The sequence below is a fragment of the Ciceribacter lividus genome, assembly GCF_003337715.1.
Lineage (GTDB): Bacteria > Pseudomonadota > Alphaproteobacteria > Rhizobiales > Rhizobiaceae > Allorhizobium > Allorhizobium lividum.
In genome coordinates, this window is sequence record NZ_QPIX01000003.1 from 47352 (window position 1) to 71148 (window position 23797).

At 62.3% G+C, this 23797-nt stretch carries 23 protein-coding genes, 1 tRNA gene and 1 pseudogene; 12 read left to right on the top strand and 13 right to left on the bottom strand.

The genetic code is table 11. From position 1 onward, the window contains the following. The first annotated feature begins 77 nt into the window (after positions 1-77). The 4 genes from DFR48_RS06420 to truA all read left to right on the top strand — a co-directional run bounded on the left by DFR48_RS06420 (position 78) and on the right by truA (position 3959). Entirely contained in the window at positions 78-1592 is a 1515-nt protein-coding gene (locus DFR48_RS06420; RefSeq protein WP_114362368.1) for a globin-coupled sensor protein, read from the top strand. Between the two features lie 92 nt (positions 1593-1684). Further along, positions 1685-2200, top strand: coding sequence for a peptide deformylase (gene def / locus DFR48_RS06425; protein WP_114362369.1), 516 nt, complete (start codon positions 1685-1687; stop codon positions 2198-2200). Between the two features lie 68 nt (positions 2201-2268). After that, entirely contained in the window at positions 2269-3204 is a 936-nt protein-coding gene (gene fmt / locus DFR48_RS06430; RefSeq protein WP_114362370.1) for a methionyl-tRNA formyltransferase, read from the top strand. After that, positions 3204-3959 (top strand): tRNA pseudouridine(38-40) synthase TruA, encoded by a 756-nt coding sequence (truA, locus tag DFR48_RS06435; RefSeq protein WP_114362371.1) that lies wholly within the window; start codon positions 3204-3206, stop codon positions 3957-3959. The genes fmt and truA overlap by 1 nt, the downstream gene beginning before the upstream one ends. Before the next feature lie 24 nt (positions 3960-3983). On the opposite strand, the gene DFR48_RS06440 is transcribed toward truA, so the two are convergent. From DFR48_RS06440 to dapD, 4 genes are all read right to left on the bottom strand, one after another. Next, complete coding sequence (locus DFR48_RS06440) at positions 3984-4580, bottom strand: hypothetical protein (RefSeq protein ID WP_114362372.1); 597 nt, start codon at positions 4578-4580, stop codon at positions 3984-3986. Continuing rightward, a complete protein-coding gene (gene dapE, locus DFR48_RS06445) occupies positions 4567-5760 on the bottom strand; it encodes a succinyl-diaminopimelate desuccinylase (protein WP_114362373.1) in 1194 nt (397 codons plus the stop codon). Before dapE ends, DFR48_RS06440 begins: the two co-directional genes overlap by 14 nt. Before the next feature lie 108 nt (positions 5761-5868). Continuing rightward, positions 5869-6252 (bottom strand): DUF805 domain-containing protein, encoded by a 384-nt coding sequence (locus DFR48_RS06450; protein ID WP_114362374.1) that lies wholly within the window; start codon positions 6250-6252, stop codon positions 5869-5871. A gap of 1 nt (position 6253) precedes the next feature. Further along, a complete protein-coding gene (gene dapD / locus DFR48_RS06455; RefSeq protein ID WP_114362375.1) occupies positions 6254-7111 on the bottom strand; it encodes a 2,3,4,5-tetrahydropyridine-2,6-dicarboxylate N-succinyltransferase in 858 nt (285 codons plus the stop codon). A gap of 153 nt (positions 7112-7264) precedes the next feature. On the opposite strand from dapD, the gene DFR48_RS06460 reads away from it, so the two are divergent. Next, positions 7265-8125 (top strand): LOG family protein, encoded by an 861-nt coding sequence (locus DFR48_RS06460; protein WP_114362376.1) that lies wholly within the window; start codon positions 7265-7267, stop codon positions 8123-8125. Between the two features lie 62 nt (positions 8126-8187). Here DFR48_RS06460 and DFR48_RS06465 read toward each other — a convergent pair whose 3' ends face one another. Both DFR48_RS06465 and DFR48_RS06470 read right to left on the bottom strand, forming a co-directional pair. Further along, positions 8188-8769, bottom strand: coding sequence for an EF-hand domain-containing protein (locus DFR48_RS06465; protein ID WP_114362688.1), 582 nt, complete (start codon positions 8767-8769; stop codon positions 8188-8190). Between the two features lie 110 nt (positions 8770-8879). Then, entirely contained in the window at positions 8880-9602 is a 723-nt protein-coding gene (locus DFR48_RS06470) for a pyrimidine 5'-nucleotidase (protein ID WP_114362377.1), read from the bottom strand. A 79-nt stretch (positions 9603-9681) separates the two neighbouring features. Here DFR48_RS06470 and DFR48_RS06475 point away from each other — a divergent pair, with 79 nt between their 5' ends. Both DFR48_RS06475 and DFR48_RS06480 read left to right on the top strand, forming a co-directional pair. Beyond that, positions 9682-10620, top strand: coding sequence for an EamA family transporter (locus DFR48_RS06475; RefSeq protein WP_374590979.1), 939 nt, complete (start codon positions 9682-9684; stop codon positions 10618-10620). Positions 10621-10712: 92 nt separating this feature from the next. After that, positions 10713-11246, top strand: a pseudogene (locus tag DFR48_RS06480) (methylated-DNA--[protein]-cysteine S-methyltransferase); the annotation flags it as partial. 9 nt (positions 11247-11255) lie between these two features. Here DFR48_RS06480 and argB read toward each other — a convergent pair. Next, complete coding sequence (gene argB / locus DFR48_RS06485) at positions 11256-12143, bottom strand: acetylglutamate kinase (protein ID WP_114362380.1); 888 nt, start codon at positions 12141-12143, stop codon at positions 11256-11258. Between the two features lie 273 nt (positions 12144-12416). On the opposite strand from argB, the gene DFR48_RS06490 reads away from it, so the two are divergent. Then, the gene (locus tag DFR48_RS06490) at positions 12417-13142 is read left to right on the top strand and encodes an anti-sigma factor (protein ID WP_114362381.1); all 726 of its coding nucleotides are present in this window, start codon (positions 12417-12419) and stop codon (positions 13140-13142) included. 24 nt (positions 13143-13166) lie between these two features. Here the strand turns inward: DFR48_RS06490 and yihA are convergent, their stop codons facing one another. The 5 genes from yihA to rpmH all read right to left on the bottom strand — a co-directional run bounded on the left by yihA (position 13167) and on the right by rpmH (position 17313). Further along, positions 13167-13826: a ribosome biogenesis GTP-binding protein YihA/YsxC gene (gene yihA / locus DFR48_RS06495; RefSeq protein ID WP_114362382.1), complete on the bottom strand. Its 660-nt coding sequence runs from the start codon at positions 13824-13826 to the stop codon at positions 13167-13169. 82 nt (positions 13827-13908) lie between these two features. Continuing rightward, positions 13909-14826 (bottom strand): DMT family transporter, encoded by a 918-nt coding sequence (locus DFR48_RS06500; RefSeq protein WP_114362383.1) that lies wholly within the window; start codon positions 14824-14826, stop codon positions 13909-13911. A gap of 61 nt (positions 14827-14887) precedes the next feature. After that, a complete protein-coding gene (gene yidC, locus DFR48_RS06505) occupies positions 14888-16756 on the bottom strand; it encodes a membrane protein insertase YidC (protein ID WP_114362384.1) in 1869 nt (622 codons plus the stop codon). Further along, positions 16756-17145 carry a ribonuclease P protein component gene (gene rnpA / locus DFR48_RS06510; RefSeq protein WP_114362385.1) on the bottom strand — a complete coding sequence of 130 codons (390 nt, stop codon included), beginning with the start codon at positions 17143-17145 and terminating at the stop codon, positions 16756-16758. The genes yidC and rnpA overlap by 1 nt, the downstream gene beginning before the upstream one ends. 33 nt (positions 17146-17178) lie before the next feature. Then, positions 17179-17313, bottom strand: a complete 135-nt coding sequence (gene rpmH / locus DFR48_RS06515) for a 50S ribosomal protein L34 (RefSeq protein ID WP_078070738.1) — start codon at positions 17311-17313, stop codon at positions 17179-17181. Between the two features lie 423 nt (positions 17314-17736). On the opposite strand from rpmH, the gene DFR48_RS06520 reads away from it, so the two are divergent. From DFR48_RS06520 to DFR48_RS06530, 3 genes are all read left to right on the top strand, one after another. Beyond that, positions 17737-19785, top strand: coding sequence for a methyl-accepting chemotaxis protein (locus DFR48_RS06520; protein ID WP_114362386.1), 2049 nt, complete (start codon positions 17737-17739; stop codon positions 19783-19785). Between the two features lie 192 nt (positions 19786-19977). Then, a complete protein-coding gene (locus tag DFR48_RS06525; protein WP_114362387.1) occupies positions 19978-21462 on the top strand; it encodes a sensor histidine kinase in 1485 nt (494 codons plus the stop codon). 137 nt (positions 21463-21599) lie between these two features. Next, a tRNA-Arg gene (locus tag DFR48_RS06530) sits at positions 21600-21676 on the top strand. A 71-nt stretch (positions 21677-21747) separates the two neighbouring features. Here the strand turns inward: DFR48_RS06530 and DFR48_RS06535 are convergent. After that, positions 21748-22740, bottom strand: coding sequence for a LysR family transcriptional regulator (locus tag DFR48_RS06535; RefSeq protein WP_245415538.1), 993 nt, complete (start codon positions 22738-22740; stop codon positions 21748-21750). Between the two features lie 23 nt (positions 22741-22763). On the opposite strand from DFR48_RS06535, the gene DFR48_RS06540 reads away from it, so the two are divergent. After that, positions 22764-23771, top strand: a complete 1008-nt coding sequence (locus DFR48_RS06540) for a DAPG hydrolase family protein (RefSeq protein WP_114362389.1) — start codon at positions 22764-22766, stop codon at positions 23769-23771. The last annotated feature ends 26 nt before the right edge of the window (positions 23772-23797 follow it).

The window sequence follows — 23797 nt, forward strand, 5'->3', positions numbered from 1 at the left end:
GCGCAAAGTCTTCGCTAGATTCCTTTCACCCGATCGGAAAGCGCCTGATCGCGCGCCGGAGACTATTGCGAGGCAACATGCAGGAGAGTGGTGACGACAGCCTGAGGCAGCGCCTCGATTTCATCGAGCTCGACGAGAAGACCTGTCGCACGCTTCATTCGCTGCGGCCAACTCTCTCCGAGATTCTGGGCGGCGCGCTCGACAAGTTCTACGCCAAGGTTGCGTCGACCCCGCATCTTGCCCGGTTCTTCCGCGACGAGACCCACATGGCGGCCGCGAAGAAGGCGCAGGTCGGTCACTGGGACCGCGTTTCGAACGGAACCTTTACGCAGGAATACGTCAAGGGCGTTACCGCGATCGGGAAGGCCCATGCCCGGGTCGGCCTCGAGCCGCGATGGTATATCGGTGGCTACTCGATGCTCGTCAGCGAACTGGTTGCGGGGGTGCTCAAAAAGCACTGGCCGTTCCCCTTCGGCAAGCATCATGCGGCAGGTCTTGCCGACAAGCTGAGCGCACTCGTCAAGGCCTCTATGTTGGACATGGATTATTCGATCTCCGTGTATCTCGACGCGCTCGAAGAGAAGCGCCTGCAGCTTCAGGAGGAGCGCGAGCGGTCCGAGGCCAATCAGCAGATCGCCATGCAGCATTTGCGCCGCGGCCTTGAGGCCTTGGCACACGGCGACTTCAAGGCCCGTATGTCCGACGACCTGCCGGACGATTTCAAGCAGATGGCGACGGACTACAACGAGGCCGTGGCACGCCTCAACGAATCCTTCCAGCTCATTCGCCGCTCTTCGGAGGAAATTCTCGCCGGAACGGATACAATTGCCCGCACCTCGGACGAACTGGCGCTGCGCACCTCCAAGCAAGCTGCCGGTGTCCAGGAAAGCTCGACCGCCCTGCAGCAGCTCTCCGTGAGCGTCAGCCAGACGGCTTCCAACGCGGAACGGGCCGCGTTCGTCGTGAAGGAGACGCAGCAACAGGCCCGCACCTCCGGCGAGGTGGTGAATCAGGCGGTGTCGGCCATGGCGGAGATCGAGAAGTCTTCGGCCGAAATCTCGAAGATCATCGGGGTCATCGATGAAATCGCCTTCCAGACGAATCTTCTGGCGCTCAACGCCGGCGTCGAAGCGGCCCGTGCAGGCGATGCCGGAAAGGGCTTCGCAGTCGTTGCGCAGGAAGTTCGCCAGCTGGCGCAGCGCAGCGCCGACGCGGCCAAGGAAATCAAGCGGCTGATCTCCCAGAGTTCGCAGCAGGTGAACGAAGGCGTCGGGCTCGTCTCCAACACCGGTACGGCTCTGGCTGACATCATCGGGCGCATCGATGCGATCAATACCTTCGTCGGCGAGATCGCGATTGCCGCCAAGGATCAGGCTTCGGGGTTGAGCGGAATCAACCAGGCGACCCGCAGCATGGATGGCCTGACGCAGGAAAACTCGACGATGGTCGAACAGACGTCCGCCGAGACGCGCCGGCTGCGCAACGAGGTCGCCGGGCTCGTCGATCTGCTGGGCCGTATCAATACGGACGGCGGCGAGGTCCGCCTGCCGTCCTCCACGCCACGTGGGCAGGCGCGCGGCCTCGCCGCCTGACATCCTGCTTCGGCACAAACCGAATGAACGCGAGGGATATTTCCTCGCGTTTTTCGATTCCATCGGCGAGGCAGATGCGTTATGGGAGGCCCATGACGATAAAGCCCCTCATTATTCTCCCCGATCCCCTGCTCCGTCAGGTTTCCAAGCCCGTCGAACGGGTGGATTCCGATATCCTCAAGCTTGCCGATGACATGCTCGAAACCATGTACGACGCGCCGGGCATCGGGCTCGCCGCCGTCCAGGTCGGCGTGGCGCGACGCCTGCTGGTCATCGATGTCTCCCGCGAAGACGAAGAGAAGCAGCCGCTCGTCTTCATCAATCCCGAGATTCTGACGTCTTCCGACGAGCGCTCGACCTATGAGGAAGGGTGCCTGTCGATACCGGACTACTACGCGGAGGTGGAGCGCCCGGCCAAGGTGACCGTGCGGTCCATCAACCGGGAAGGAAAGGAGCAGACGACGGAAGCCGAAGGCCTGCTCGCGACCTGTCTGCAGCACGAGATCGATCACCTGAACGGCGTCCTGTTCATCGACCACATTTCGCGGTTGAAGCGCGAAATGGTCATCAAGAAGTTCACCAAGGCGGCCAGGGGCAAGGCGATCTAGCGCCGACGCCCGGAGCAGCGGCAGGGACCCGAAACACGCCCGCTCGGGAGCCGGAGGCGAGAACAACCATGGCACTTCGCATCATCTTCATGGGGACGCCGGAGTTTTCCGTTCCGACGCTTGACGCCCTTGCCGAGGCCGGCCACGAGATTGTCGCCGTCTATACCCAGCCGCCACGTCCCGGCGGTCGGCGAGGTCTGGATCTGCAAAAATCACCGGTGCACCAGGCGGCCGAAAAGCTCGGCGTCCCGGTGTTTACGCCGGTCAACTTCAAGGAGCCGGCGGAGCGGGCGGCTTTTCGCGCGCTCGATGCTGACGTTGCAGTCGTGGTCGCCTACGGTCTTTTGCTGCCGGAAGAGGTTCTCGGCGGCACGAGGCTCGGGGCCTACAACGGCCATGCGTCGCTTTTGCCGCGCTGGCGCGGTGCGGCTCCGATCCAGCGGGCGCTCATGGCCGGCGACCGCGAAAGTGGCATGATGGTCATGAAGATGGACAAGGGCCTTGATACCGGCCCCGTCGCGCTGACGCGCAAGGTGGAGATCGCACACGACATGACGGCGGGCGAGCTGCACGACCGCTTGAGCCGGATCGGTGCGGAAGCCATCGTCGAAGCGATGGCGAAACTCGAGGCCGGCGATCTGCCGCTCACGCCGCAAGCCTCCGAAGGTGTGCTCTATGCGGCAAAGATCGACAAGGGCGAAACACGTATCAACTTTGCCCGTGACGCCCACGACGTGCACAACCATGTTCGTGGACTGGCACCGTTCCCGGGCGCCTGGTTCGAGGTGGAGATCAACGGCAAGCCCGAACGGGTGAAGGTGCTCGGCTCGACCCTCGCCGAAGGGCAGGGTAGGCCCGGCGAAGTGCTTGACGAATACCTGACAGTCGCCTGTGGCAGGGGTGCGGTGCGGCTCACGCGGCTGCAACGTGCCGGCGGCAAACCGCTTGCCGCGACCGAATTCCTGCGCGGCACGCCGATCCCGCGTGGCGTGGTTGTCTCCTGATGCCGCGCTTTCGCATGACCGTCGAGTACGACGGCACCCATTACGTCGGCTGGCAGCGGCAGGAGAACGGGCATTCCGTCCAGCAGGCGCTGGAGAACGCCATCCTCTCTCTGACCGGCGAGACGGTGTCGATCCGCGGCGCCGGGCGCACCGATTCCGGTGTCCACGCGCTCGGTCAGGTGATCCATGCAGACCTTTCGCGCCCCTGGGCGCCTTACAAGCTGCGCAACGCTCTCAATGCTCATCTCGGTCTGGCTGGCGAACGCGTCGCTGTCCTTGATGTGCTGGAGGCGGACGAGAGCTTTGACGCTCGCTTCTCTGCCGTCCGGCGGCATTATCTTTACCGTATCATCAGCCGTCCGGCGCCGCTGGCGGTGGAACTGAAGCGGGCCTGGTGGGTGCCGAAGCCGCTCGACCACGAGCGCATGCACGAGGCCGCACAGCAACTTGTCGGCCATCACGACTTCACCACCTTCCGGTCCGCGCATTGCCAGGCGACGAGCCCGATGCGCACCCTGGACCGACTCGATGTGACGCGTGCCGGCGACCTGATCGAGATCCGCGCCTCGGCCCAGAGCTTCCTTCACAATCAGATCCGTTCCTTCGCCGGAACGCTGAAGCTCGCCGGAGAAGGCAAGATGTCGGCGGCCGATGTGCGGGCGGCGCTCGAGGCGCGGGACCGTGCCGCCTGCGGCCCTGTGGCACCGCCGGAAGGGCTCTACTTCCTGAAGGTCGACTACCCTGACGGCCTTTGAGGCCGGTCGGGTCGCGCATGTCGTCTATCCGGGGAAAACCCCGAGATAGCGTTCCAGCACTTCGGACAACAGCATCGTCGGAACCAGGAGGACCATGGTCATCGTCGCGACCGTCAACGTATGGTCGCCGAGCACCATGCGCAGGATGCGGAAAAGCGCGAAGACGAGCGTCAGCAACAGCACCAGCCAGAGGATCGTCAGAAGACCCTTGAGGGCGGGCAGCAGCACCATCATCACGATCAAGGCGGCATAGGCGTAGGAGACGGGAAGCGCGAGCCAGTTTGTGACCGTGACGACTGCGGCAAACCGCGGGCCGATCCCCAATGCCCAGGCAAGCAGGCCGGCAAGGACGACCGGCACCAGCCAGTTGGCCACCTCGACGAGCGCGAGGCGAAAGAAGAAGATCGGTCCCGTCTCCGTGCCGAGCGGCATGACGGCGAGATAGGCAACCCGCCACCAAAGCCAGGAAACGAGAATGGCCGGTGCGGCCCAGGCCATAGCCCAGAAGGAGCGCAGGGCGCCGCGATCCGTGAGGTCGAGAAAACTGAAGCCTTTCGTGTCACGCTGGAAGAGCAGCCAGAGGCCGGTCAGGTAAAGCTTGACTTCCTTAAGCGTCGGCATTCGCAAACCATTGCTCGATGAAGGTCTGGTAAATCCGCGTGAGCGTCTCGAGATCTTCGACGACTACCCTCTCATCCACCATGTGCATGGTTTGACCGACCAGCCCGAATTCCACGACCGGGCAGTAATCCTTGATGTAGCGGGCATCCGAGGTGCCGCCGGTCGTCGAAAGCTGCGGCGTCCGTCCCGTCACCTGCTCGACGGCATCCGAAAGCGAAGAGATGAGGGCCTCGTTGCGGGTGAGGAAGACGTGGCTCGGACGTTCCGACCAGACGATGTCGTACTTCAGCGGCTGGCGCGCAGGCCTCAGCGTCGTATCTGCGGCGGCGGCATCGAGGCGTTGGATGATTTCTGCCTGCAGCGTCTCGGCCGTCCAGACGTCGTTGAAACGTATGTTGAAGCGTGCCGTGGCCTTCGCCGGAATGACGTTGGTCGCCGGATTGCCGACGTCGATCGTCGTCACTTCGAGGTTTGACGGCTGGAAGTTGTCCGTGCCGTGGTCGAAGGGCGGGTTCATCAACGCTTCGGCGAGACGGATGATGCCGCGAACGGGGTTGTCGGCGAGGTGCGGATAGGCGGCATGCCCCTGCACTCCTTGGACGGTGATCGTGCCGGACAGTGACCCGCGACGACCGATCTTGATCATGTCTCCGAGCTGGTCCGGGTTGGTCGGCTCGCCGACGAGGCAGGCATCCCAGTGCTCACCCTTTTCCGCGGCCCATTTGAGAAGCTTGATCGTTCCGTTGATCGCCGGACCTTCCTCGTCGCCGGTGATCAAAAGCGAAACGGATCCATTGGGCGCGCCTTTCTCTTCGATGCTGCGGGCGAGCGCCGCAACGAAGCAGGCGATCCCGCCCTTCATGTCGACCGCACCGCGGCCGTAAAGTACGCCGTCGGCGATCTCGGCCGCAAACGGCGGATGGCTCCAGGCTGCCTCGTCACCAATCGGCACCACGTCGGTATGGCCGGCGAACATAAGATGTGGGCCGCTCATGCCCACCCGCGCGTAGAGGTTCTCTATGTCGGGAGTATTTTCTTCGGACGCCGTCACGCGCGAGACGACAAAGCCCATCGGCTCCAGCATGGCTTGAAGCGCAGTCAGCGCACCGCCTTCGGCAGGCGTGACAGATGGACAACGGATGAGAGCCTGCAGGTTTTCAACGGGATTTGTGGCGGTCATGGTTCTGAACGTCGAGGATGGAAACCGGTCTGGGCGGCGGCATGCCGCAGGAGGAGTTCGCAAGGTGTAGCCGATCGTCCCCCAGCTGTCACCATGATGGCAGATGTGTCATTTCTGGGGCCGGTCGGTCGTCGGACCATAGGCGTTCGGGCCCTCTTCGGAAGGCCAGACGCACATCCAGAGCAGCAGCACGATCGACACCACCGGCACGAAGAGAGCAACGGCCAGCACGCCGGTGAAACCCATGTCGTGCAGACGCTTGACGCTCAGCATGAGCCCGGACACCACCGAGGTCAGAAATACTCCGAAGAAGAGGATGCTCCAGAACGGCAAAACGCTTTCGTCGTCCTGATGCAGAACCAGCTTGGAGGTCGTATAGCCGTTGGCCATCATCCAGAACAGCCAGGAAAGGACGAAGACCTGCCGCCCGGCACGACCGGACGGACTGAAGAACAGCCATCCGATGCCTGGCGTGCGAACAGTGTCCTGCACGTCAGTCCCTGAGAAGCTCGTTGATGCCGGTCTTCGACCGGGTCTTGGCGTCGACGGTCTTGACGATCACCGCGCAATAGAGATTGGGCGCGGCCGCGCCGTTGCCCATCGTGCCCGAGGTCGGCATCGAGCCGGCCACCACCACCGAATAGGGCGGCACTTCGCCGTAGCTGATCTCGCCGGTCATGCGGTTGACGATGCGGGTCGACTTGCCGATGTAGACGCCCATGCCGAGCACCGAGCCCTCGCGGATGATGCAGCCTTCCACGACTTCCGAGCGCGCGCCGATGAAGCAATCGTCCTCGATGATGGTCGGCCCGGCCTGCAGCGGCTCGAGCACGCCGCCGATGCCGACGCCGCCGGACAGGTGAACGTTCTTGCCGATCTGGGCGCAGGAGCCGACCGTGGCCCAGCCGTCGACCATCGTGCCCTCGTCGACATAGGCGCCGAGATTGACGAAGGACGGCATCAGCACGACGTTCTTGCCGATGAACGAGCCGCGCCGGACGATCGAGCCGGGAACGGCGCGGAAGCCGGAACGTTCGAACTCGTTGGCGCTCCAGCCGGCGAACTTCGACGGCACCTTGTCCCACCAGACCGCGTCGCCGGGACCGCCTACGACGATCTCCATGGGATTCAGGCGGAAGGAGAGGAGAACAGCCTTCTTGAGCCACTGATGAACGGTCCAGACACCATCTTCGCCGCGTGATGCGACACGCAGCTTGCCGCTGTCGAGCAGATTGAGAGCTGTCTCCACTGCGTCGCGAACTTCGCCGCGCGTCGACGTGTTTACCGTGTCACGGTTTTCGAAGGCGGCTTCAACGATGCTCTCGAGCTGGCTGATATCCGTGGCGGTCATCTGAATTCCTTAAACTTCGTTGTCTATCGTTTACCCCGGAAATTTCCGGATTCGCGATCGGAAACTGGCGTTCTGCTGTAGCGCATTCGCCGGGGGTTGAAAACAGCCGCCCGCGACCTCCGCGGTCGTTTCCGGCAGAGAAAGGCAGTGAAAATGGCGAAGCTAGAGAATGGTCCGAGACAGCGTAGCGGTGGAATCTGGGATCCGCTGAAAGACAGCACGACCGACCGCAAGGTGGCCGCCGGCGTGCCGCGGACGCCGCAGTCGGAATCCCCATCCTACCGTCTCGCCTACATCGACGACGATTTCCTCTGCCGTGACGAACTCCGGCCGGTTCGCCTGCAACTCGAGCTGTTGAAGGTCGAAATGATATTGGCCGAGCGCGGGATCAAGTCGACGATCGTCATGTTCGGCGGAGCTCGCATTCCGGCCCCCGGGGCCAGTGCGTGGGCTGCGCGCAACGAGACACAGCGTGCCAATCTCGAAGCGGCTTCCGTGTTCTACGAGGAGGCGCGCAAGTTCGCCGGCCTCTGCGCGGAATACTCGGCACAACACGGCCATCAGGAATATGTCGTGATGACAGGCGGAGGCCCCGGCGTCATGGAGGCGGGCAATCGCGGAGCGGCAGAGGCCGGTGCTCCCTCTATCGGCCTCAACATCGTCCTGCCGCACGAGCAGGCACCGAACGCCTTCGTCACGCCGGAACTCAGCTTCAACTTTCACTATTTCGCGATCCGGAAGATGCACTTCCTGATGCGCGCCAAGGCGATCGCCATCTTCCCGGGCGGTTTCGGGACGATGGACGAGTTCTTCGAGGCGGTAACCCTGATCCAGACCAAACGCATGGCGCCGATTCCCCTCATCCTGTTCGGCGAGGCTTTCTGGCGAAGGATCATCGATTTCGACGCGCTCGCGGAATTCGGCACGATCGCCCCCGAGGACGTCGAATTGCTGAATTTCGTGGAAACGGCGGAGCAGGCCTGGAAGGTCATTGCCGATCACTACGAACATTGACGCGAAAGGCCCGCGGCAATGCCGCGGGCCTTTGCTCTTCCAACGGGCGGATGCCTTTTGGATCAGAAGGAGCCGCGCTTCGGCATGTCGTCGGCGGAGAGTACGCCGTCGCCATTGCGGTCCATCCGGGTGAAGAGCTTGTCGCCCGCCACGGAGGCCTCTTCACGGCTGATCTGGCCGTTCTCGTCGGCGTCGGCCATGCGCATTCCGCCGAAACGTCCGCCAGGCCCCATGCCCTGCCGCTGCCCATCCTCGTTCATGGCGCGGTCGCCATGGTGCTTTTTCCAGCCCATCATGCCCATCTGACGACCGGTTCCGTCCTGCGGTCCCATGCCGGCGCCCGCACCCTTCCCATCGGCAGGCGCGCTTGCGCGCATGGCTTCGCGGTGGGCGCGAAGTTCGCCGGGGGTCAAGACGCCGTCCTTGTCAGTGTCGATTTCTCCGAACAGCCTCTCCTGGCCCGCCTTGGCTTCGTCCTTGGAGATCTTGCCGTCCTTGTTTTCGTCGAACTGCTGCAGCATGTGGACGAAGCGGGCTTCCGGACCGCGTGCTCCGCCCATCTCCTCGTGGGCGAAAGCCGCCGCCGATGTGCCGACGACAAGCGTGGCAGCGAGGGCGGTGAGCGTGAGTGTTTTCCTGTTCATGAGCATTCCTTTCAGCGTCTTCTGATGAAGGAAAGCTACGGCTTCCTGCGGCGCCATCCCACTTAAACTTCGGTAAGGCTGCATGAACTTTTGGTAATATGCGTAGAAGATCAGTCGCTTGTGCCGACTATCGTCTGAAGGAAGCCGGCAAGATCGTCAGTCACGTAGTCTATGCAGTCCGGCTCGTCGGCATTCTCCGCCAGCTCCCACGTTTCCAGCACGGTCGTACCGAGATTGCGTGGAACGAGGAGAACGGTCTTCATTCCGAGCGAGCGGGGAATCGCAAGATTGCGGGGCAGGTCCTCGAACATCGCTGCGCGTCCGGTATCGACCCGGTTGAGGGTCGCGAACTTGTCGTAGGTGCTGCCGGCGGGCTTCGGGACGTAATCGGCAGCGACGATATCGAAGATATCATCAAAATTTTCGAGAATTCCAAGCGCCCGAGCGGCTGCCTCCGCGTGTTTCACCGTTCCGTTGGTGAATATGAACTTGCGGCCGGGAAGGGCCCTGATCGCGGTCCCTAGCGCAGGGTCTGGCAGGATCGCCGAATAGTCGATCGCATGGGCTCTTTCGAGGAAGTCATTCGGGTCGACCCCATGGTGGAGCATCAGGCCCGCAAGCGTCGTGCCGTGATCGCGATAGTACTGCTTCTGCAGCACTCTTGCGGCGTCCGGTTCGAGTTGCAGTAGTTCCGCCACATAGGCCGTCATGTTGCGGTCGATCTGCGCGAACAGGTTGACATGGTGCGGATAGAGGGTGTTGTCGAGGTCGAAGACCCAGTCGCGCACATGCGCGAAATCGGCCATGTCGGGATGTGTGGGGGGTGTGGTCATGGGTTTAGCTGTGACATGGATCGCCGCAAAAATAAACGCCGGCGTACCGCTTTTCCTTCCGGGCATATGGCGACCTTGCATGCCCCGTGCTAACGCGGTCGCCATGGAATTCTGGGCCGCCGTCACAATCACCAGCGCATTCCTTCAGAATGTGCGTTCCGCATTACAGAAACACCTCAAGGGGCGAATGGGTACGACCGGGGCAACCTTCGTGCGCTTCGGCTTCGGCGTGCCTTTCGCGCTTGTCTATCTCGGCATCCTGCACTTCGGTCTTGGGCGGCCGCTTCCGGCCCCGAACGCCGGATTCTGGTTCTGGGCGGTCGTCGGGGCCTTCGCGCAAATTGCCGCGACCTTCCTGCTCGTACACCTGTTTTCCTTCCGGAACTTTGCCGTCGGAACTGCCTATTCGCGAACGGAACCGGCGCAGGCGGCGTTGCTCGCACTCGTCTTCTTCGGCGAACGGATTTCCGGGTCGGTGATGATCGCGATCGCCGTCTCCGTGGTCGGCGTCGTGCTGATTTCCGTTGCGCGGACGGAACTTGCCGCACGAACGCTCCTACGTGCGGTCGTCAGCCGAACCGCTTTGGTGGGGCTTCTTTCCGGTCTCTTCTTCGGCGTTTCCGGCATTGCTTATCGCGCCGCCTCGTTGTCGCTCGCGCCCAGCCTGCCGGCGCCGGACTCGATGATGCAGGCGGGCTATACGCTGGTGATGGTCATCCTGATGCAGGCGTTCTCCATGTTTGTCTGGATGGCCTTGCGCGATCGCGAAGAACTGCGCCGGGTCGGGAAGGCAGCACCGGTCGCGCTTCTGGTCGGCTTCGTCGGCGCCACCGCCTCCTTCGGATGGTTCACGGCCATGACGCTGCAGCAGGTCGCCGTGGTCAAGGCGCTGGCGCAGATCGAGATGCTGTTCACCTTCGCCTCGTCGGTATTCATCTTCCGGGAGCGGATCACCGTTCTCGAATTCGCCGGATGCCTGTTCGTCGTCCTCGGCGTGCTGATCCTCGTCCTCGGCTGACGTATCTCCGCCGGTTTCGGGTTGTCAGTCGTTTACACGCTTCCTAAATTGTTTCGGCAACCGGGGACGGATCGATGGCCACCACGGAACCGCTTCTTGCCGAATGGTTCGAGACGCCGCTTGGCGACATGGTCGCGGCAGCGGACAGCACCGACCTGCGCTTTCTCGAATTTCGGGAGGCGACGGGACGTGAAACGACGCTCGCTTCGCTGGAGGCGAGGTCACGTCGGCCGGTGGTTTGCGGACGTAATCGGCTGATCGACCAGATCCGCGCCGAACTCGAGGATTACTTTGCCGGCAAGTCGGCATCGTTCCGCACGCCGCTCGCGCCGGAAGGTTCGGAGTTCGAGAAGAACGTGTGGGACGAGCTTCTCAAAGTGCCGCTCGGCGAGACCTGCTCCTATGGAGACATCGCCCGCGCGGTCGGCGGCATGGAAACGGTGCGCGCCGTCGGAAAGGCGAACGGAGCCAACCCTATCGCAATCGTCATACCCTGCCACCGCTGCATAGGGGCCGACGGCTCCCTGACCGGATACGGTGGTGGGCTATGGCGCAAGAAATGGCTCCTGCGCCACGAGGGACAGATGCGGCCGATCGGCCTCTTCGCCCTGGGCGATCCTCAATAGGGCCGCGGATCAGGGAACGATCAACGTTCCCGCGCCACCTTCCGTAAAGATCTCGAGCAGCACCGAGTGAGCCGTCTTGCCGTTCAGGATGACGACACCCTGCACGCCGGCATTGATCGCGTCGATGCAGGTCTCGACCTTCGGGATCATACCGCCGGAAATCGTGCCGTCCTTGATGAGCGCGCGCGCCTCGGCGACCGATAGCTCCTTGATGAGCTCGCCATTCCCGTTGAGTACGCCCGGAACGTCCGTGAGGAAGAGGAGACGCGTGGCGCGCAGCGCCCCGGCGATGGCTCCGGCGAAGGTGTCGGCGTTGATATTGTAGGTGTGGCCGTCGCGGCCGGGCGCCACCGGTGCAATGACAGGGATCATCTCCGATTTGGCAAGCAGGTCGAGCAGGGTGCGGTCGACTTCCACCACCTCGCCGACGAAGCCGAGGTCGAGAACGCGCTCGATATTGGAATCGGGGTCAGTCACCGTCTTCTTCGCCTTCTCGGCGAAAACCATGTTGCCGTCCTTGCCGCAAAGCCCGATGGCCCATTCGCCAGTCTGGTTGATCAGGGCGACGATCTCCTTGTTGATCGAGCCTGCCAGCACCATTTCGACGATCTCGACCGTCTTCTGGTCGGTGACGCGCAGTCCGCCTTCGAAGCGCGATTCGATGCCCATCTTGTTCAGCATGGCGCCGATCTGCGGCCCGCCGCCATGGACCACGATGGGGTTGACGCCCGACTGCTTTAACAGGGCGATATCCGCGGCGAATGCCTTGCCGAGCTCGGGATTTCCCATGGCGTGGCCGCCGTATTTCACGACGATCGTCTTGTTTTCATAGCGCTGCATGAAGGGCAGCGCCTGGGCGAGGAGGCGTGCCTGGATTTCGCTGTCGGAGGCGGTCATGGGACATCCTTTTTGTTGGATCGCGGCCTTGTAGCGCAAGTTCGGGTCCGAGGGAATAATCGCGCGAAAAACTTGGAGCCGCAGGCAATGCAGACACCGGCCCGCGTGGTGCCGCGGTGCAAGGTGGCAAACCGATTGACAGCCACGGCGAAGAATTGGATTCTTCAACGTGCCAGGTAGCGCTTGCGGCCGTGCGTGTTTCGCCTGCGACCGAGTGTGGCGCGGCACGCGGCTCGTGCCATATGGCATGTCAACCCGAGAACCGATGGATCGATGACGACGCCCGATCAGAGCAAAGGAGACCGATCCCGCGACGAAGTCCTTGCCGGTGAGTACGTCCTCGGGGTGCTCGCGGCCGATGAACGTGCGAAGGTCGAGGAGCGGCTGCGTCACGACCGACCCTTCGCGGCGGTGGTTCGCCGCTGGGAGCGTAACCTGTCCCGTATCGATGAGGGATATGGTGCGGAGGGAACACGTGCCCCGACCGTTTTTCCGCGTTTCGACGGGTCTGCAGCGCTCGCAGATCTTTCGCTTTCAGGATTCGCCGCGAGCCTCTGGAACTCTCTGAGCTTGTGGCGTTCGCTGGCATTGGCAGGTTTCGCAGCGCTCGCCGCGTTTGTTGCGGCAAGTGCAGGCCTCTGGCCGTTTCAGGCGCCGGAGAACACCCTTGTCGCGGAGATGACGGGATCGAACGAGGCTACGGGCTTGTCTGCGCGCTACGACCGCATGACCGGGAAGATCAGGCTCGCACCGGCGGCGCGTACGACGACGGCGCCGAAGTCGCTGGAGCTCTGGCTGCTGGGAAGCGGGGATCAGGCGGTTTCTCTCGGTGTTCTGCCGGCGGATGGTGGCGGTGATGTCCTCGTGCCGGTCAGACTACGCGATCAGCTCGTTGAAAAGGCCGTGCTTGCGGTCAGCATGGAACCTTACGGCGGTTCGCTGACCGGCAAGATGACAGGGCCGATGATCGCAAAGGGCGTAATTCACAGCCGGCCCTGAGGGGAGAAGCTGCCGTTTGCCGTCTCAGCCGCGGCGACCGATGGTATTGAGGATGGCCGAACGCAAGTCGTCCAGACCGCTTCCCTTTTCCGAAGACGTCGCCAGCACTTCCGGGTATGCGGCCGGCCGCTTGCGGATCTTCTCCACGGTTTCGGCGATCAGACGCGGGACGCCCGCCTGCTTGATCTTGTCGATCTTTGTAAGCACGATCTGGTAGGAGACCGCCGCTTTGTCGAGAAGATCGAGCACCTCGTCATCGTTCTTCTTGATGCCGTGCCGGGCGTCGATCAGCACATAGACTCGCTTCAGCGTCGAGCGGCCGCGCAGATAGTCGAAGACGAGCTTGGTCCAGGCGTCGACCTGTTCCTTCGGGGCCTGCGCGTAGCCGTAGCCTGGCATGTCGACCAATGCCATCGGAGGCAGGTCACCCGCCTCGCCGCTGTAGCCGTCCGGAACGAAGTAGTTGAGCTCCTGGGTCCGGCCGGGCGTGTTTGACGTCCGAGCCAGCCCCTTCTGCCCTACAAGCGCGTTGATCAGCGAGGACTTGCCGACGTTCGAGCGTCCGGCGAAGGCGATCTCCAGCGGACCTTCCGGCGGCAGGAATTTCATCGACGGGACGCCGCGAATGAAGATCCACGGATTGCCGAAGAGCGGCTTTTCGTTTGTCGCGGTGTTCTCGGCCATGGCTTCCGTCTTCGTCTCTCGTTCGTAGCGGACTGGCTTCCGGGTTTTGACCAGGGATGTCAAGAAGAAAGGCGCTTCTGGATCAGTGCCGGTCCGCCTGCTGCCTGCGGAATTCTGCGCCGAGATAGGTGATGAGCGCGGCGAGGATGACCAGCCCGCCCCAGATGGCGCGCTCGCTCGGTATCTCGCCGTGAATGACCGCAACCCAGACCGGGGCGAGCATCATTTCACCCGTGCCGAGCAGGGCGGCGAGCGCCGAGGGGATCAGCCGTGCACCGGTGACGAAGAGCGCCATGCCGAGGCCGAGATTGAATGTCCCGAACACGAAGAGCAGCGCGAGCTGGTCGAGCGGAACGAGCAGTGTGCCTGCCTGTGTCGCCGAGACTGCACAGGCGACAAGCGCCCCGAGAGACGCGGCCGGCGTCATGCGCACATTGGTGTACCGGCGGGTGATCACGGTTGTCGCGGCGAAGACGATGGCGATCGTCAGGGCCAGCGCATCCCCGATCGGCGAGACGGACCCGGTAAAGGAGCCGGAAACCATGATGGCGACGCCGGCGATGACGGCGGCGATCGCGCTCCAGGTCAGCGTCGTAATCCGCTCGCCGAAGAAAAGCCGGCTCATCAGGGCGGCGAAGAGCGGCACGCCTGCCTGCAGGAGCACGACATTGGCGACGGTGGTGTAGCTGATTGCGATGATGAAGCAGGTCGTCGCGGTGGCAAATGTGCCCGCAACCACAAAGCCTGGCCAACCCATATTGCGATAGAGGGCGACGGTGCCCCGCGGGCCGTCGCGCAGCACCATGAAGACAATCAGGAAGACAGCGGCAAAGAAGTTGCGCCAAAAGACGATAGTCCAGCTGTCGGTCACATCGAGAAAGCGGGCTATGGCGCCGCCGAAACTCCAGAAGAATGCCGATCCGAACACCAAGAGCGCGCCGACACGCTCCTTGCGGATATCGTTGACGGCAGTATCCGGGGAAAGCGTGTTGAGGCTCATATCGATCTCGGGTGCGTGTACAAAAAAACTCCGGAGGAAGTCTCCGGAGTTTCTTGGTGTCTTACTTGGTTGGCTGCGGTTTTCGCCGGAACAGCGATTTCAGATTGTTGAAGAGTTCGATCTTCACGCCGTGGCGTTTCATGATGATCGACTGCTGAAGGATCGACAGTGTGTTGTTCCAGGCCCAGTAGATCACCAGTCCGGCGGGGAAGCTTCCGAGCATGAAGGTGAAAACGAGCGGCATCCAGTTGAACAGCATGGCCTGGGTCGGATCGGGCGGCGTCGGGTTCATGCGCATCTGCAGGAACATCGTGATGCCCATGATGATCGGCCAGATGCCGAGATGCAGGAACGTCGGCGCGTCGAACGGCAGAAGCCCGAAGAGATTGACGAAAGTCGTCGGATCGGGAGCCGAAAGGTCGCGGATCCAGCCGAAGAAAGGCGCGTGCCGCATCTCGATCGTGACGTAGATGACCTTATAGAGCGCGAAGAAGACCGGAATCTGCAGCAGTACCGGCCAGCAACCGGCCACCGGATTGATCTTTTCCGTTTTGTAGAGCTCCATCGTCGCCTGCTGCAGGCCCATCCGGTCGTCGCCGAACTTGGCCTTGAGCTCTTCCATCTTCGGCTGCATGCGCTTCATGTTGGCCATGGACGCATACTGCTTGCTGGCGAGCGGGAAGAAGAGAAGCTTCACCACGATCGTCGTCAGCAGGATCGCGACACCGAAATTTCCGACCAGGCGGAAGAAGAAGTCCATCAGCTGGAACATCGGCTTGGTGAAGAACCAGAACCAGCCCCAGTCGATCAGGAGGTCAAATCGGGGGACCTGATAGCTCTGTACATCGGCGGAATCGCCACCGCGCAGGCTGGAGAAGAGCGTTCCGAACCAGGAATCATCGAGTGCGTAACCGTTGACCACGCGCACTTCCTTGGCGCCGGCGAAAACCAGCGTCTTGAGGCTGGTTTCCTGCCCGGGGGCGACGGTGACGGCGTCATTCTTGAAGTCGGCCTGATAACGCGGCTGGCCATCAGAAAAGTGCGAGAAGCGGGAGTCGTAGGCGATCGACTGCGGCGGCACGAGAGCCGCTGCCCAATACTTGTCGGTGATGCCGATCCAGCCGCCGGTTGCCTTGTCGTTCGTGACGCCTTCTTTTTCGACGTTGCCGTACTTCTCCTCGATAAGGCTGCCATTCGCGCCGATCACCCCGAGAAAGCCCTCGTGCAGCACGTAGACAGAAGGCGTTGTCGGCTTGTTGTAACGGGTGATGCGGCCGTAGGGCGCAACCGAGGCGGCCGTTGCGCTGCCGTTCTTGATCGCGTCCTCGACCGTCAGCATGTAATGCTTGTCGACGGAGATTTTACGGGTGAAGGTCAGACCTGCCTCATTGGTGAAGGAGAGCGTGACCGGCGTCGCCTGGGTCAGCTTGTCGCCCTCGGCCAGTGTCCAGACGGTCGACGGTCCGGGAGCCGTGCCAGCGCCTTCGCCGGCAATGTAGCCGAGTTCGGCGAAGTAACCGTCTTTCGTGTCGGCCGGGCTGAAGAGAGTGATGATCGGGCTCTGCGGATCGACGGTTTCGCGGTATTCCTTGAGCTTGAGATCGTCGAAACGGGCGCCGGTCAGATTGATCGATCCGGAAAGTGCAGGTGTGTCGATCGCGACGCGGGCTGTCTTGGCGATGGCTTCCTCGCGGGTAGCAGTCGCGCCAGCCTGGCCGGACGCCGGCAGGGCACCGGAAACCTGGACTCCCGCCGATGGCTTTTCCGCCGGGCTTTCGCTTCCGGCCGGGGCCGTCTTCGCCTGTTCGGCGATGCGTGCCTGCTCCTGACGCTGTGCCTCGATCTTCGGATTCATATAGAAGAATTGCCAGGCGAGCACGATCAGCACGGACAGGGCAATCGCGATGAAGTAATTGCGTTTGTTTTCCATCACACTTTCCTGGAACGGGTCTGGGAAGACCGCTTGTGTTTCGGCCTGGCTTCGATCCGTTCGGCCAGTTCTTCGGTGAGCTCTTCAAAGGACGCCGACAGTACGTCCCGCCGGGCGACAACCACATAGTCATGTCCCGCCTGCATTGCAAATCCCGCCTTCACGCGCACAGCCTCCTTGAGGCGGCGGCGCATGCGGTTGCGCTCGACGGCATTGCCATGTTTCTTGGTGACTGTGAAGCCGACTCTCGGCTCGCCCTCGGGCTCATTGCGATCGAGCACTTCGAGGAGAAAAAGGCCGCCGCGGCGCTTCTCGCCTTCGCGGACAGCAAGAAACTGCGGCCGGCTCTTCAGCCGCCCGACAGTTTTCGTTGGTTCATCAGACGTCATTCGCCCGTTTCCTGGGATCGGGCACGTCCGGCCTTAAGCCGAAAGACGCTTGCGACCGCGAGCGCGGCGGGCGGCGAGAACCTTGCGGCCGCCGTTGGTGGCCATACGCGCACGGAAACCGTGGCGACGCTTGCGAACAAGCTTGGAAGGTTGGTAGGTACGCTTCATTTATTTAATACCGCGGTGTGCGGCCCTTCTTGGGTTTGCATTTCTGCAAGAGCGTTGGAGTTTCGCACGGCGGATCTGCCGCGTGAGCGGGCAGGTATCTCCGGGCGTGCGGGGGGCTTATACGGGCGAAGACCCCGAGAGTCAATCGGTTGCGCGGTTGCCGCGTAGCTTGGTGCGAGCCTCCGGCAGGATTGGCTTTTCTTGCAGCTCCAGGTAAATGCACCGGCCGGACGCCATCAAGGGATGTAGACGACTGCTGCACCAAAAATAGAACTGGAATTTCAACTTCCTCTTGCATCCTGAGGAAGAAGTACGTCTTCGCACCTGCACAATAGGCGCGAAAGACTTCATTAATGCCGCGTGTATAAAATCCCCATAATTCGATGGGTTTTCGCCCCGGATTATTGGAGAGGAGTTATATTCGTGAAAATTGGCGGCAAGATTTATTCTCTTGTGGGCATGCTGGGTTCCGCAGCTGTCGTCATCGGGGTAATAGGCGTCTACGTCACCAACCAGTATGCCCAAAGGGCAGAAGCGTTGCGTACCGTTTCCGAACGAGTCTACCTCGGGGAGCATATGAACAGGGTGGTGACGGCGGTGGTCATGGAAGCGCGTGGGATCTACGCCGCTCCGACGACCGAGAAGGCGGGTTCCTTTGCGAAAGGGCTCCTCAAGAATCTCGACGAGATCGACGGTGTGATTGCCGCCTGGAAGCCGCTCGTTCCGGCCGAACAGCAGGCCGCGTTCGACGCGATGGTCGGAAAAGCAGCAGAATTCCACGCGTTCCGCGCCGAGACCGCGCGTCTCGGCACGGAGGTTGAGCCGAAGGCGGCCAACGAACAGGGCAACAACGAGGCTAACCGCGCCAACCGGAAGGCATTCCAGGCCGATATCGATGCGGTCGTCGAACAGGACAAGGCCGCGCTTCAGGAAATCACGGCATCGCTCAAGTCGTTTCAGACCTTCATGCTGATGCTGATCGCGGGGGTCACGTTCGTGGCTGTCGCCGGCGGCGCCGGTTTCGGCATGTTCGTCGCCGTCAATCAGCTCAGCCGACCGATCCGAAATGTCACGAACGCCATGAAGAAGATCTCCGATGGAGACTACGGCGTCGACATTCCTTATGCCGGGCGTACGGACGAGATCGGTGAGATGGCGGCCGCGGTCGAAATCTTCAAGCAGAACGGACTTGCGGTCCAGCGCCTCAACGCGCAGGAAGCGGCCATGCGGGCGAAGAGCGACGACCTGCAGTCCAGCATGTCGGTGGTGGTGGCCGCTGCGGCCGACGGCGATTTCGGCCGGCGGATCGAAAAGCGCTACGACGATGCCAATCTCGATCGTTTCGCGGCCAATATCAACGCGCTTCTGACGGCGGTCGACGCCGGCGTCGCGGAGACGCGCCGCGTGGTGGCGAGCCTGTCGGCAGGGGATCTGACTCAGAGCATGCATGGTGACTTCCGGGGCGCCTTCGCCGAGCTGCAGGTGAACGTCAACGCCACCGTCGACCGGTTGCGGCAGATGATGATCGACATCCGCGGCAAGACCGACCTCATCGACGGCAATGCCGATGAGCTCATGTCGGCCACCAACGATCTCGCCAAGCGTACGGAACAGCAGGCCGCCGCTCTCGAGGAAACCTCCGCGGCTCTTGACGAGATCACAGTCGTCGTTCGTGGCTCGAGCGAGAGGGCCCAGGAAGCGAGCGCGATGGTCAGCGAAGCGACCCGCAGTGCCGCCCAGTCGGCGATGGTCGTCGGCGAGGCTGTCGAGGCGATGGGGCGCATCGAGCAGGCCTCCCGCGAGATCTCTCAGATCATCAACGTGATCGACGAGATCGCCTTCCAGACGAATCTGCTGGCGCTGAATGCTGGCGTCGAGGCGGCTCGCGCCGGAGAGGCGGGCAAGGGCTTTGCTGTCGTGGCCCAGGAGGTGCGCGAGCTTGCGCAGCGTTCGGCGAACGCCGCCAAGGATATAAAGGCGCTCATCACCAAGTCGGGCGAGGAAGTGTCCGGCGGCGTCAAGCTCGTCCAGAAGACCGGAGAGGCTCTCTCGGAGATTGAGAGCCGGGTGCTGAAGATCAATGACCATATCCATTCGATCGCGACAGCAGCGAAGGAGCAGTCGACCGGCCTGCAGGAGGTCAACACCGCCATCAACCAGATGGATCAGGTTACCCAGCAGAACGCCGCAATGGTCGAGGAAACCTCCGCAGCGACCCACAAGCTCTCGGAGGAGGCGGATGGCCTCGCCGCGCTTGTCGCTCACTTCCGTCTTGCAGACGGCGCAAGGGGGAGTGCGGGCCCCACGCCGCCGGTACATGCGCCGGCACCGGCTCGCATGCAGGCGGCCGCGTCGAGCGCCCTGCGCAAGCCCGTTGCCTCTCCGGCACGGCAAATGCAGGGGAGCGTCGCCCGCGCCTTCGGTGGCGGTGCGGCGGCGGTCGCCCAGGACGTCGACTGGGAAGAATTCTGATCGTCCCTAGAGCGTCGGATAACAAGTGTCATTGGGCCGCGGGCGTAGCTCGCGGCCCTTTCGTGCAGACATTGCAGCCATAGCGGGCCTCGTTCTTTCGGCACTGCTTATCTTTTTCTTCCTCACGGTCTATCCTATGTATGCACCCCGGGGCTTTCTACCGGTGGTAAGATCAGCGGCAAGGAGAAGCCGATGCCAGACGAAGTGCGGACGGGACCTGACGAGGGCGCGCCGAAGCCCTGGATCGTTCCCGGCTTCTTTCAGGGACTGTCCGGCAAGCTCCTCTGGCTCACGATCATTTTTGTCTTGATTGCCGAGGTGCTGATCTTCGCGCCCTCGATCGCCACGATGCGCTTGCGCTGGCTGGAGGATAGACTGCGAACCGCGGCTGCCGCGGGCGTCGTGATCGACGGGCTGCAGCCGATCGAATTGCCGCGGGCGCTGCAGGACGAGGCACTGATGGCGACGGGCACCAAGGCGATCGTGCTGCGCAAGGACGGGACCTCGCGCCTTCTTGTCGTCGACAACATGCCACCGAAGGTCGATGCCCAGTTCGATCTGGCCAACGTCCATCCGCTCGGTTCGGTGAGCGATGCGCTCTACACGCTGTTCTTCGGCGGCGACCGTATCCTCCGCGTCTATGGGCCTGTCGGCGAAAGCGACATCGAAATCGAGCTCGTCCTTTCGGAGGACAGTCTGCGCAAGGCGATGCTCTCCTTCGCGAGGTATCTCGTCACGGTCTCGCTGATCATTTCGGTGATTACCGGCGTCCTCATCTATCTCGCCATCAATCGGATGATGATCCGCCCGGTCCGACGTCTCACCTGCAGCATGCGGGAATTCACGGAGGATCCGGAAGATCCCACGCGCATTCTCGTGCCTGACAAGGGCGGCGACGAGCTCGCGGTCGCCTCCCGGCATCTCTCGATGATGCAGGAGCAGTTGCACCGAACCCTGAAGCAACAGAAGAACCTCGCCGATCTGGGGCTCGCCGTTTCCAAGATCAATCACGATATGCGCAATATTCTCGCATCGGCACAACTGATGTCCGACCGCCTCGCGGATGTCGAGGATCCGATGGTCAAGAGTTTCGCGCCGAAGCTCCTGCGCACGATCGACCGGGCGGTCGGTTATACGAGAGAAGTGCTGGCCTATGGCCAGGCGGCTGAGGCCGAGCCGCGCCGGCGGCGTATTCAGCTTGCCGTCCTCTGTCAGGAGGTGCGGGACATCCTCGCGATCGATCCGGAAAGCGGCATCGAATTCGTGGACATGGTGCCTGCCGACCTGGAGGTGGATGCTGACAGCGAGCAGCTCTTCCGTGTGATCCACAATCTCTGCCGCAACGCGATCCAGGCGCTGGCGGGTTATGGAATAGGCGATCCCGACGTCGTCCGCCGGCTGACGCTCACGGCGCAGCGGGTCGGCAGCGTGGTTTCGATCGCCATCGACGACACCGGCCCCGGCATGCCGCGCAAGGCGCGAGAAAATCTCTTCGCCGCTTTTCGCGGTGCCGCGCGATCCGGAGGAACGGGGCTCGGTCTGGCGATCGCCCGGGAACTCGTGCTGGCCCACGGCGGCACCATCGCACTTGTCGAGAAGCCCGGACCGGGCACGCTTTTCAGGATCGAGATCCCTGACCGGCCAGTGGCCCTCGACGACTGGCGGGCCCGGGCATGAGGCCGTATTTCATGCAAAAACAAGCGCATGGCAGGATTGTGATGCGAAAATGACGGATTTTTCTGAAATTCGCTTGCAATCCTCCGCGCCACGCTTTAGAGGATCGCCACGCAGCCGGTGACACACCGGCACGGCACGCACCCGTAGCTCAGCTGGATAGAGCACCAGACTACGAATCTGGGGGTCAGGAGTTCGAATCTCTTCGGGTGCGCCATTTCTCTTTACCAGCGCCGCTATATCGCCACCATTTTCGCAGGAAGCGGAAAAAATCGCGAAAGCGGGAGCCTATAGTTTCCCCCCACGCAGGCATCTGAGCCCTTCGACGACGAGATCGCGCAAGAAGCGGTGTGCAGGGGCTTTGTCGCTGGCCGCATGCCACATCAGCATCAGCTTTGCAGGCGAAAGGCGGATTTCTTCCGGAAGCGGCCTGACGGACAGGTCGAAATGCTCGGCGAAACGTTCCGCCACCTGGGTGTGGACGGCGGCGATCATCGGCGCCTGGGAAACGATAGAAGGCACCGTCAGCAGATGGGGCGTTCGCAGAGCGATGTGCGGCCACACGTCCAGACGTCCCAACGCGTCGAGGATTGCGTCTCCGTCCGGTCCCTCGACCACCACCATCGGATAACGCCTGTAGTCATCAAGCGTCATCGCTTCACCGATGGCGACCAGGGCGGCATTGAAAACCGTATGATACCCTTCGTGATAGATCACGCGTTGCTTGTGGTAGCTTCTTCCCCCGGCGAAGGTGCCGATGGCGAGATCGAAGACGCCCATCTCCAGACCATTGGCGACATCGACCCCGTCTATGGGGATCAACTTGAGCGTGACGCCGGGCGCCTTTTCAAGCAGCAAGGCCGAGACTGCGGGAATGAGGATTGCTTCGGCGCTGTCGGTCACGCCAAGCCGAAAGGACATTTGCGCTGTTGAAGGATCAAACGGCAATTGCTCCTCAAACAGCATGCGTATCTTCCGCATGGTCGCGCGAAGCTCGACTTCGAGACTGACGGCTTTTTCCGTCGGCACCATGCCGCCCGCACTTCGCACCAGCAACTCGTCCCCCAGCAAGCGCCGAAGGCGCGCCAGATTATGGCTCATGGCAGGCTGACCGAGAGAAAGGCGCCGCGCCGCGCGCGACACGTTCTTTTCCTCCAGGAGGGCCTCCATCGAGATCAGCAAGTTGAGATCGATGTTTGAGATATCAGTCATGTCGATTTCCGTCATGTGCCAGATCGATTTGATTAATGAGGAGCATGGCGTAGTTTCAGGGTCAAGCATCGAATTTTCCCAAGGAGCTCGCCATGACCCTCACGCTGTCCCGTCGCACCCTTCTCAAAAGCGCCCCAGCCGCAATCGTCGGAACCACGTCTGCCGCTATCCTGTCCCATTCTGACCCGGCGCAGGCGACGTCCGCCGCCGAACCCGCAGCGCATCGCGACGTCTACGGGGACTGGAGCGCTGTCACATACCTTTCCCTGGAATGCCAGAAGCAGCGCACCGCCAATGAGCAGGCCGTGGGCGCCACCCCTTATGCGCCCTATCTCGACACGGATCTCTCGGTCCCCTCGGCGTCGGCGAAAGCCGTCCAGTTCGGACCGCTCGACCCCGGCGAGGTGCCCACGCCGAGCGCGCAGAACCTCAACCGCCTGATCGCCCCGTCCTTCAAGACGAAAGACAACGGCTATGCCGTTCTTGATGGCCAAATGGCCTATGCGCAAAGCCGCATCGTCATGCCCGGCGTCACCACCGACATGTTCAAGTGGTGGTTTACCTGGCATCCCCTCGAAAAGGAGCGCTACATGCTCTGGTTCCCCCAGGCGCATATCGACACCAGCGTCGCCGACCCAGCTCGCCTGAAGGATACATCGCTGAGCTACGAGAAGCGGCTGTTCAACAATCCCAATCGCATCCAGGAATGGATCGGACCCAGCCGTCTCGACGCCATCATCCATTTCTCCGAGCCGGCGGCGCTCGGCTTCGACGCCCAGGCCCTGGCGCGAGAAGGCTTCACCGCCAGCGCCAGTGCCGTGTGCTATGCGACGCCGGCGCCCGATATCCCGTTCACGCTGATGGTCCATATTGCCCGCGATACAAGTGCCGGCATGGAACTGCTGAGCCGATACTGGATCGGGGCCCATGCGGACATGTCGCGGTTCGCCAATGCGGAGAAGGCTCCGGCAATGCTGCAAAAGATTGGCTTCAACGAGCAGGTTGCGGAAATGACGGCCTATGAAATGTCGGTTCACGACATGACCGAGTTCAACCATCTCGCGCGCATCCTGCCCGGCATTCATCACGCATTCGGGTAATGAGGAACGGGAGCCAACGTCGGCCA

What these genes read in the sequence shown, in the direction of transcription:
- rpmH (WP_078070738.1), bottom strand. Translation starts at nt 17,313, where the DNA reads ATGAAGCGTACCTACCAACCTTCCAAGCTTGTTCGCAAGCGTCGCCAC.
- fmt (WP_114362370.1), top strand. Translation starts at nt 2,269, where the DNA reads ATGGCACTTCGCATCATCTTCATGGGGACGCCGGAGTTTTCCGTTCCG.
- DFR48_RS06420 (WP_114362368.1), top strand. Translation starts at nt 78, where the DNA reads ATGCAGGAGAGTGGTGACGACAGCCTGAGGCAGCGCCTCGATTTCATC.
- dapE (WP_114362373.1), bottom strand. Translation starts at nt 5,760, where the DNA reads ATGACCGCCACAAATCCCGTTGAAAACCTGCAGGCTCTCATCCGTTGT.
- DFR48_RS06460 (WP_114362376.1), top strand. Translation starts at nt 7,265, where the DNA reads ATGGCGAAGCTAGAGAATGGTCCGAGACAGCGTAGCGGTGGAATCTGG.
- DFR48_RS06490 (WP_114362381.1), top strand. Translation starts at nt 12,417, where the DNA reads ATGACGACGCCCGATCAGAGCAAAGGAGACCGATCCCGCGACGAAGTC.
- DFR48_RS06470 (WP_114362377.1), bottom strand. Translation starts at nt 9,602, where the DNA reads ATGACCACACCCCCCACACATCCCGACATGGCCGATTTCGCGCATGTG.
- DFR48_RS06525 (WP_114362387.1), top strand. Translation starts at nt 19,978, where the DNA reads ATGCCAGACGAAGTGCGGACGGGACCTGACGAGGGCGCGCCGAAGCCC.
- DFR48_RS06500 (WP_114362383.1), bottom strand. Translation starts at nt 14,826, where the DNA reads ATGAGCCTCAACACGCTTTCCCCGGATACTGCCGTCAACGATATCCGC.
- argB (WP_114362380.1), bottom strand. Translation starts at nt 12,143, where the DNA reads ATGACCGCCTCCGACAGCGAAATCCAGGCACGCCTCCTCGCCCAGGCG.
- rnpA (WP_114362385.1), bottom strand. Translation starts at nt 17,145, where the DNA reads ATGACGTCTGATGAACCAACGAAAACTGTCGGGCGGCTGAAGAGCCGG.
- yidC (WP_114362384.1), bottom strand. Translation starts at nt 16,756, where the DNA reads ATGGAAAACAAACGCAATTACTTCATCGCGATTGCCCTGTCCGTGCTG.
- def (WP_114362369.1), top strand. Translation starts at nt 1,685, where the DNA reads ATGACGATAAAGCCCCTCATTATTCTCCCCGATCCCCTGCTCCGTCAG.
- DFR48_RS06440 (WP_114362372.1), bottom strand. Translation starts at nt 4,580, where the DNA reads ATGCCGACGCTTAAGGAAGTCAAGCTTTACCTGACCGGCCTCTGGCTG.
- DFR48_RS06535 (WP_245415538.1), bottom strand. Translation starts at nt 22,740, where the DNA reads ATGCTTGACCCTGAAACTACGCCATGCTCCTCATTAATCAAATCGATC.
- DFR48_RS06475 (WP_374590979.1), top strand. Translation starts at nt 9,682, where the DNA reads ATGCCCCGTGCTAACGCGGTCGCCATGGAATTCTGGGCCGCCGTCACA.
- DFR48_RS06465 (WP_114362688.1), bottom strand. Translation starts at nt 8,769, where the DNA reads ATGAACAGGAAAACACTCACGCTCACCGCCCTCGCTGCCACGCTTGTC.
- truA (WP_114362371.1), top strand. Translation starts at nt 3,204, where the DNA reads ATGCCGCGCTTTCGCATGACCGTCGAGTACGACGGCACCCATTACGTC.
- dapD (WP_114362375.1), bottom strand. Translation starts at nt 7,111, where the DNA reads ATGACCGCCACGGATATCAGCCAGCTCGAGAGCATCGTTGAAGCCGCC.
- yihA (WP_114362382.1), bottom strand. Translation starts at nt 13,826, where the DNA reads ATGGCCGAGAACACCGCGACAAACGAAAAGCCGCTCTTCGGCAATCCG.
- DFR48_RS06540 (WP_114362389.1), top strand. Translation starts at nt 22,764, where the DNA reads ATGACCCTCACGCTGTCCCGTCGCACCCTTCTCAAAAGCGCCCCAGCC.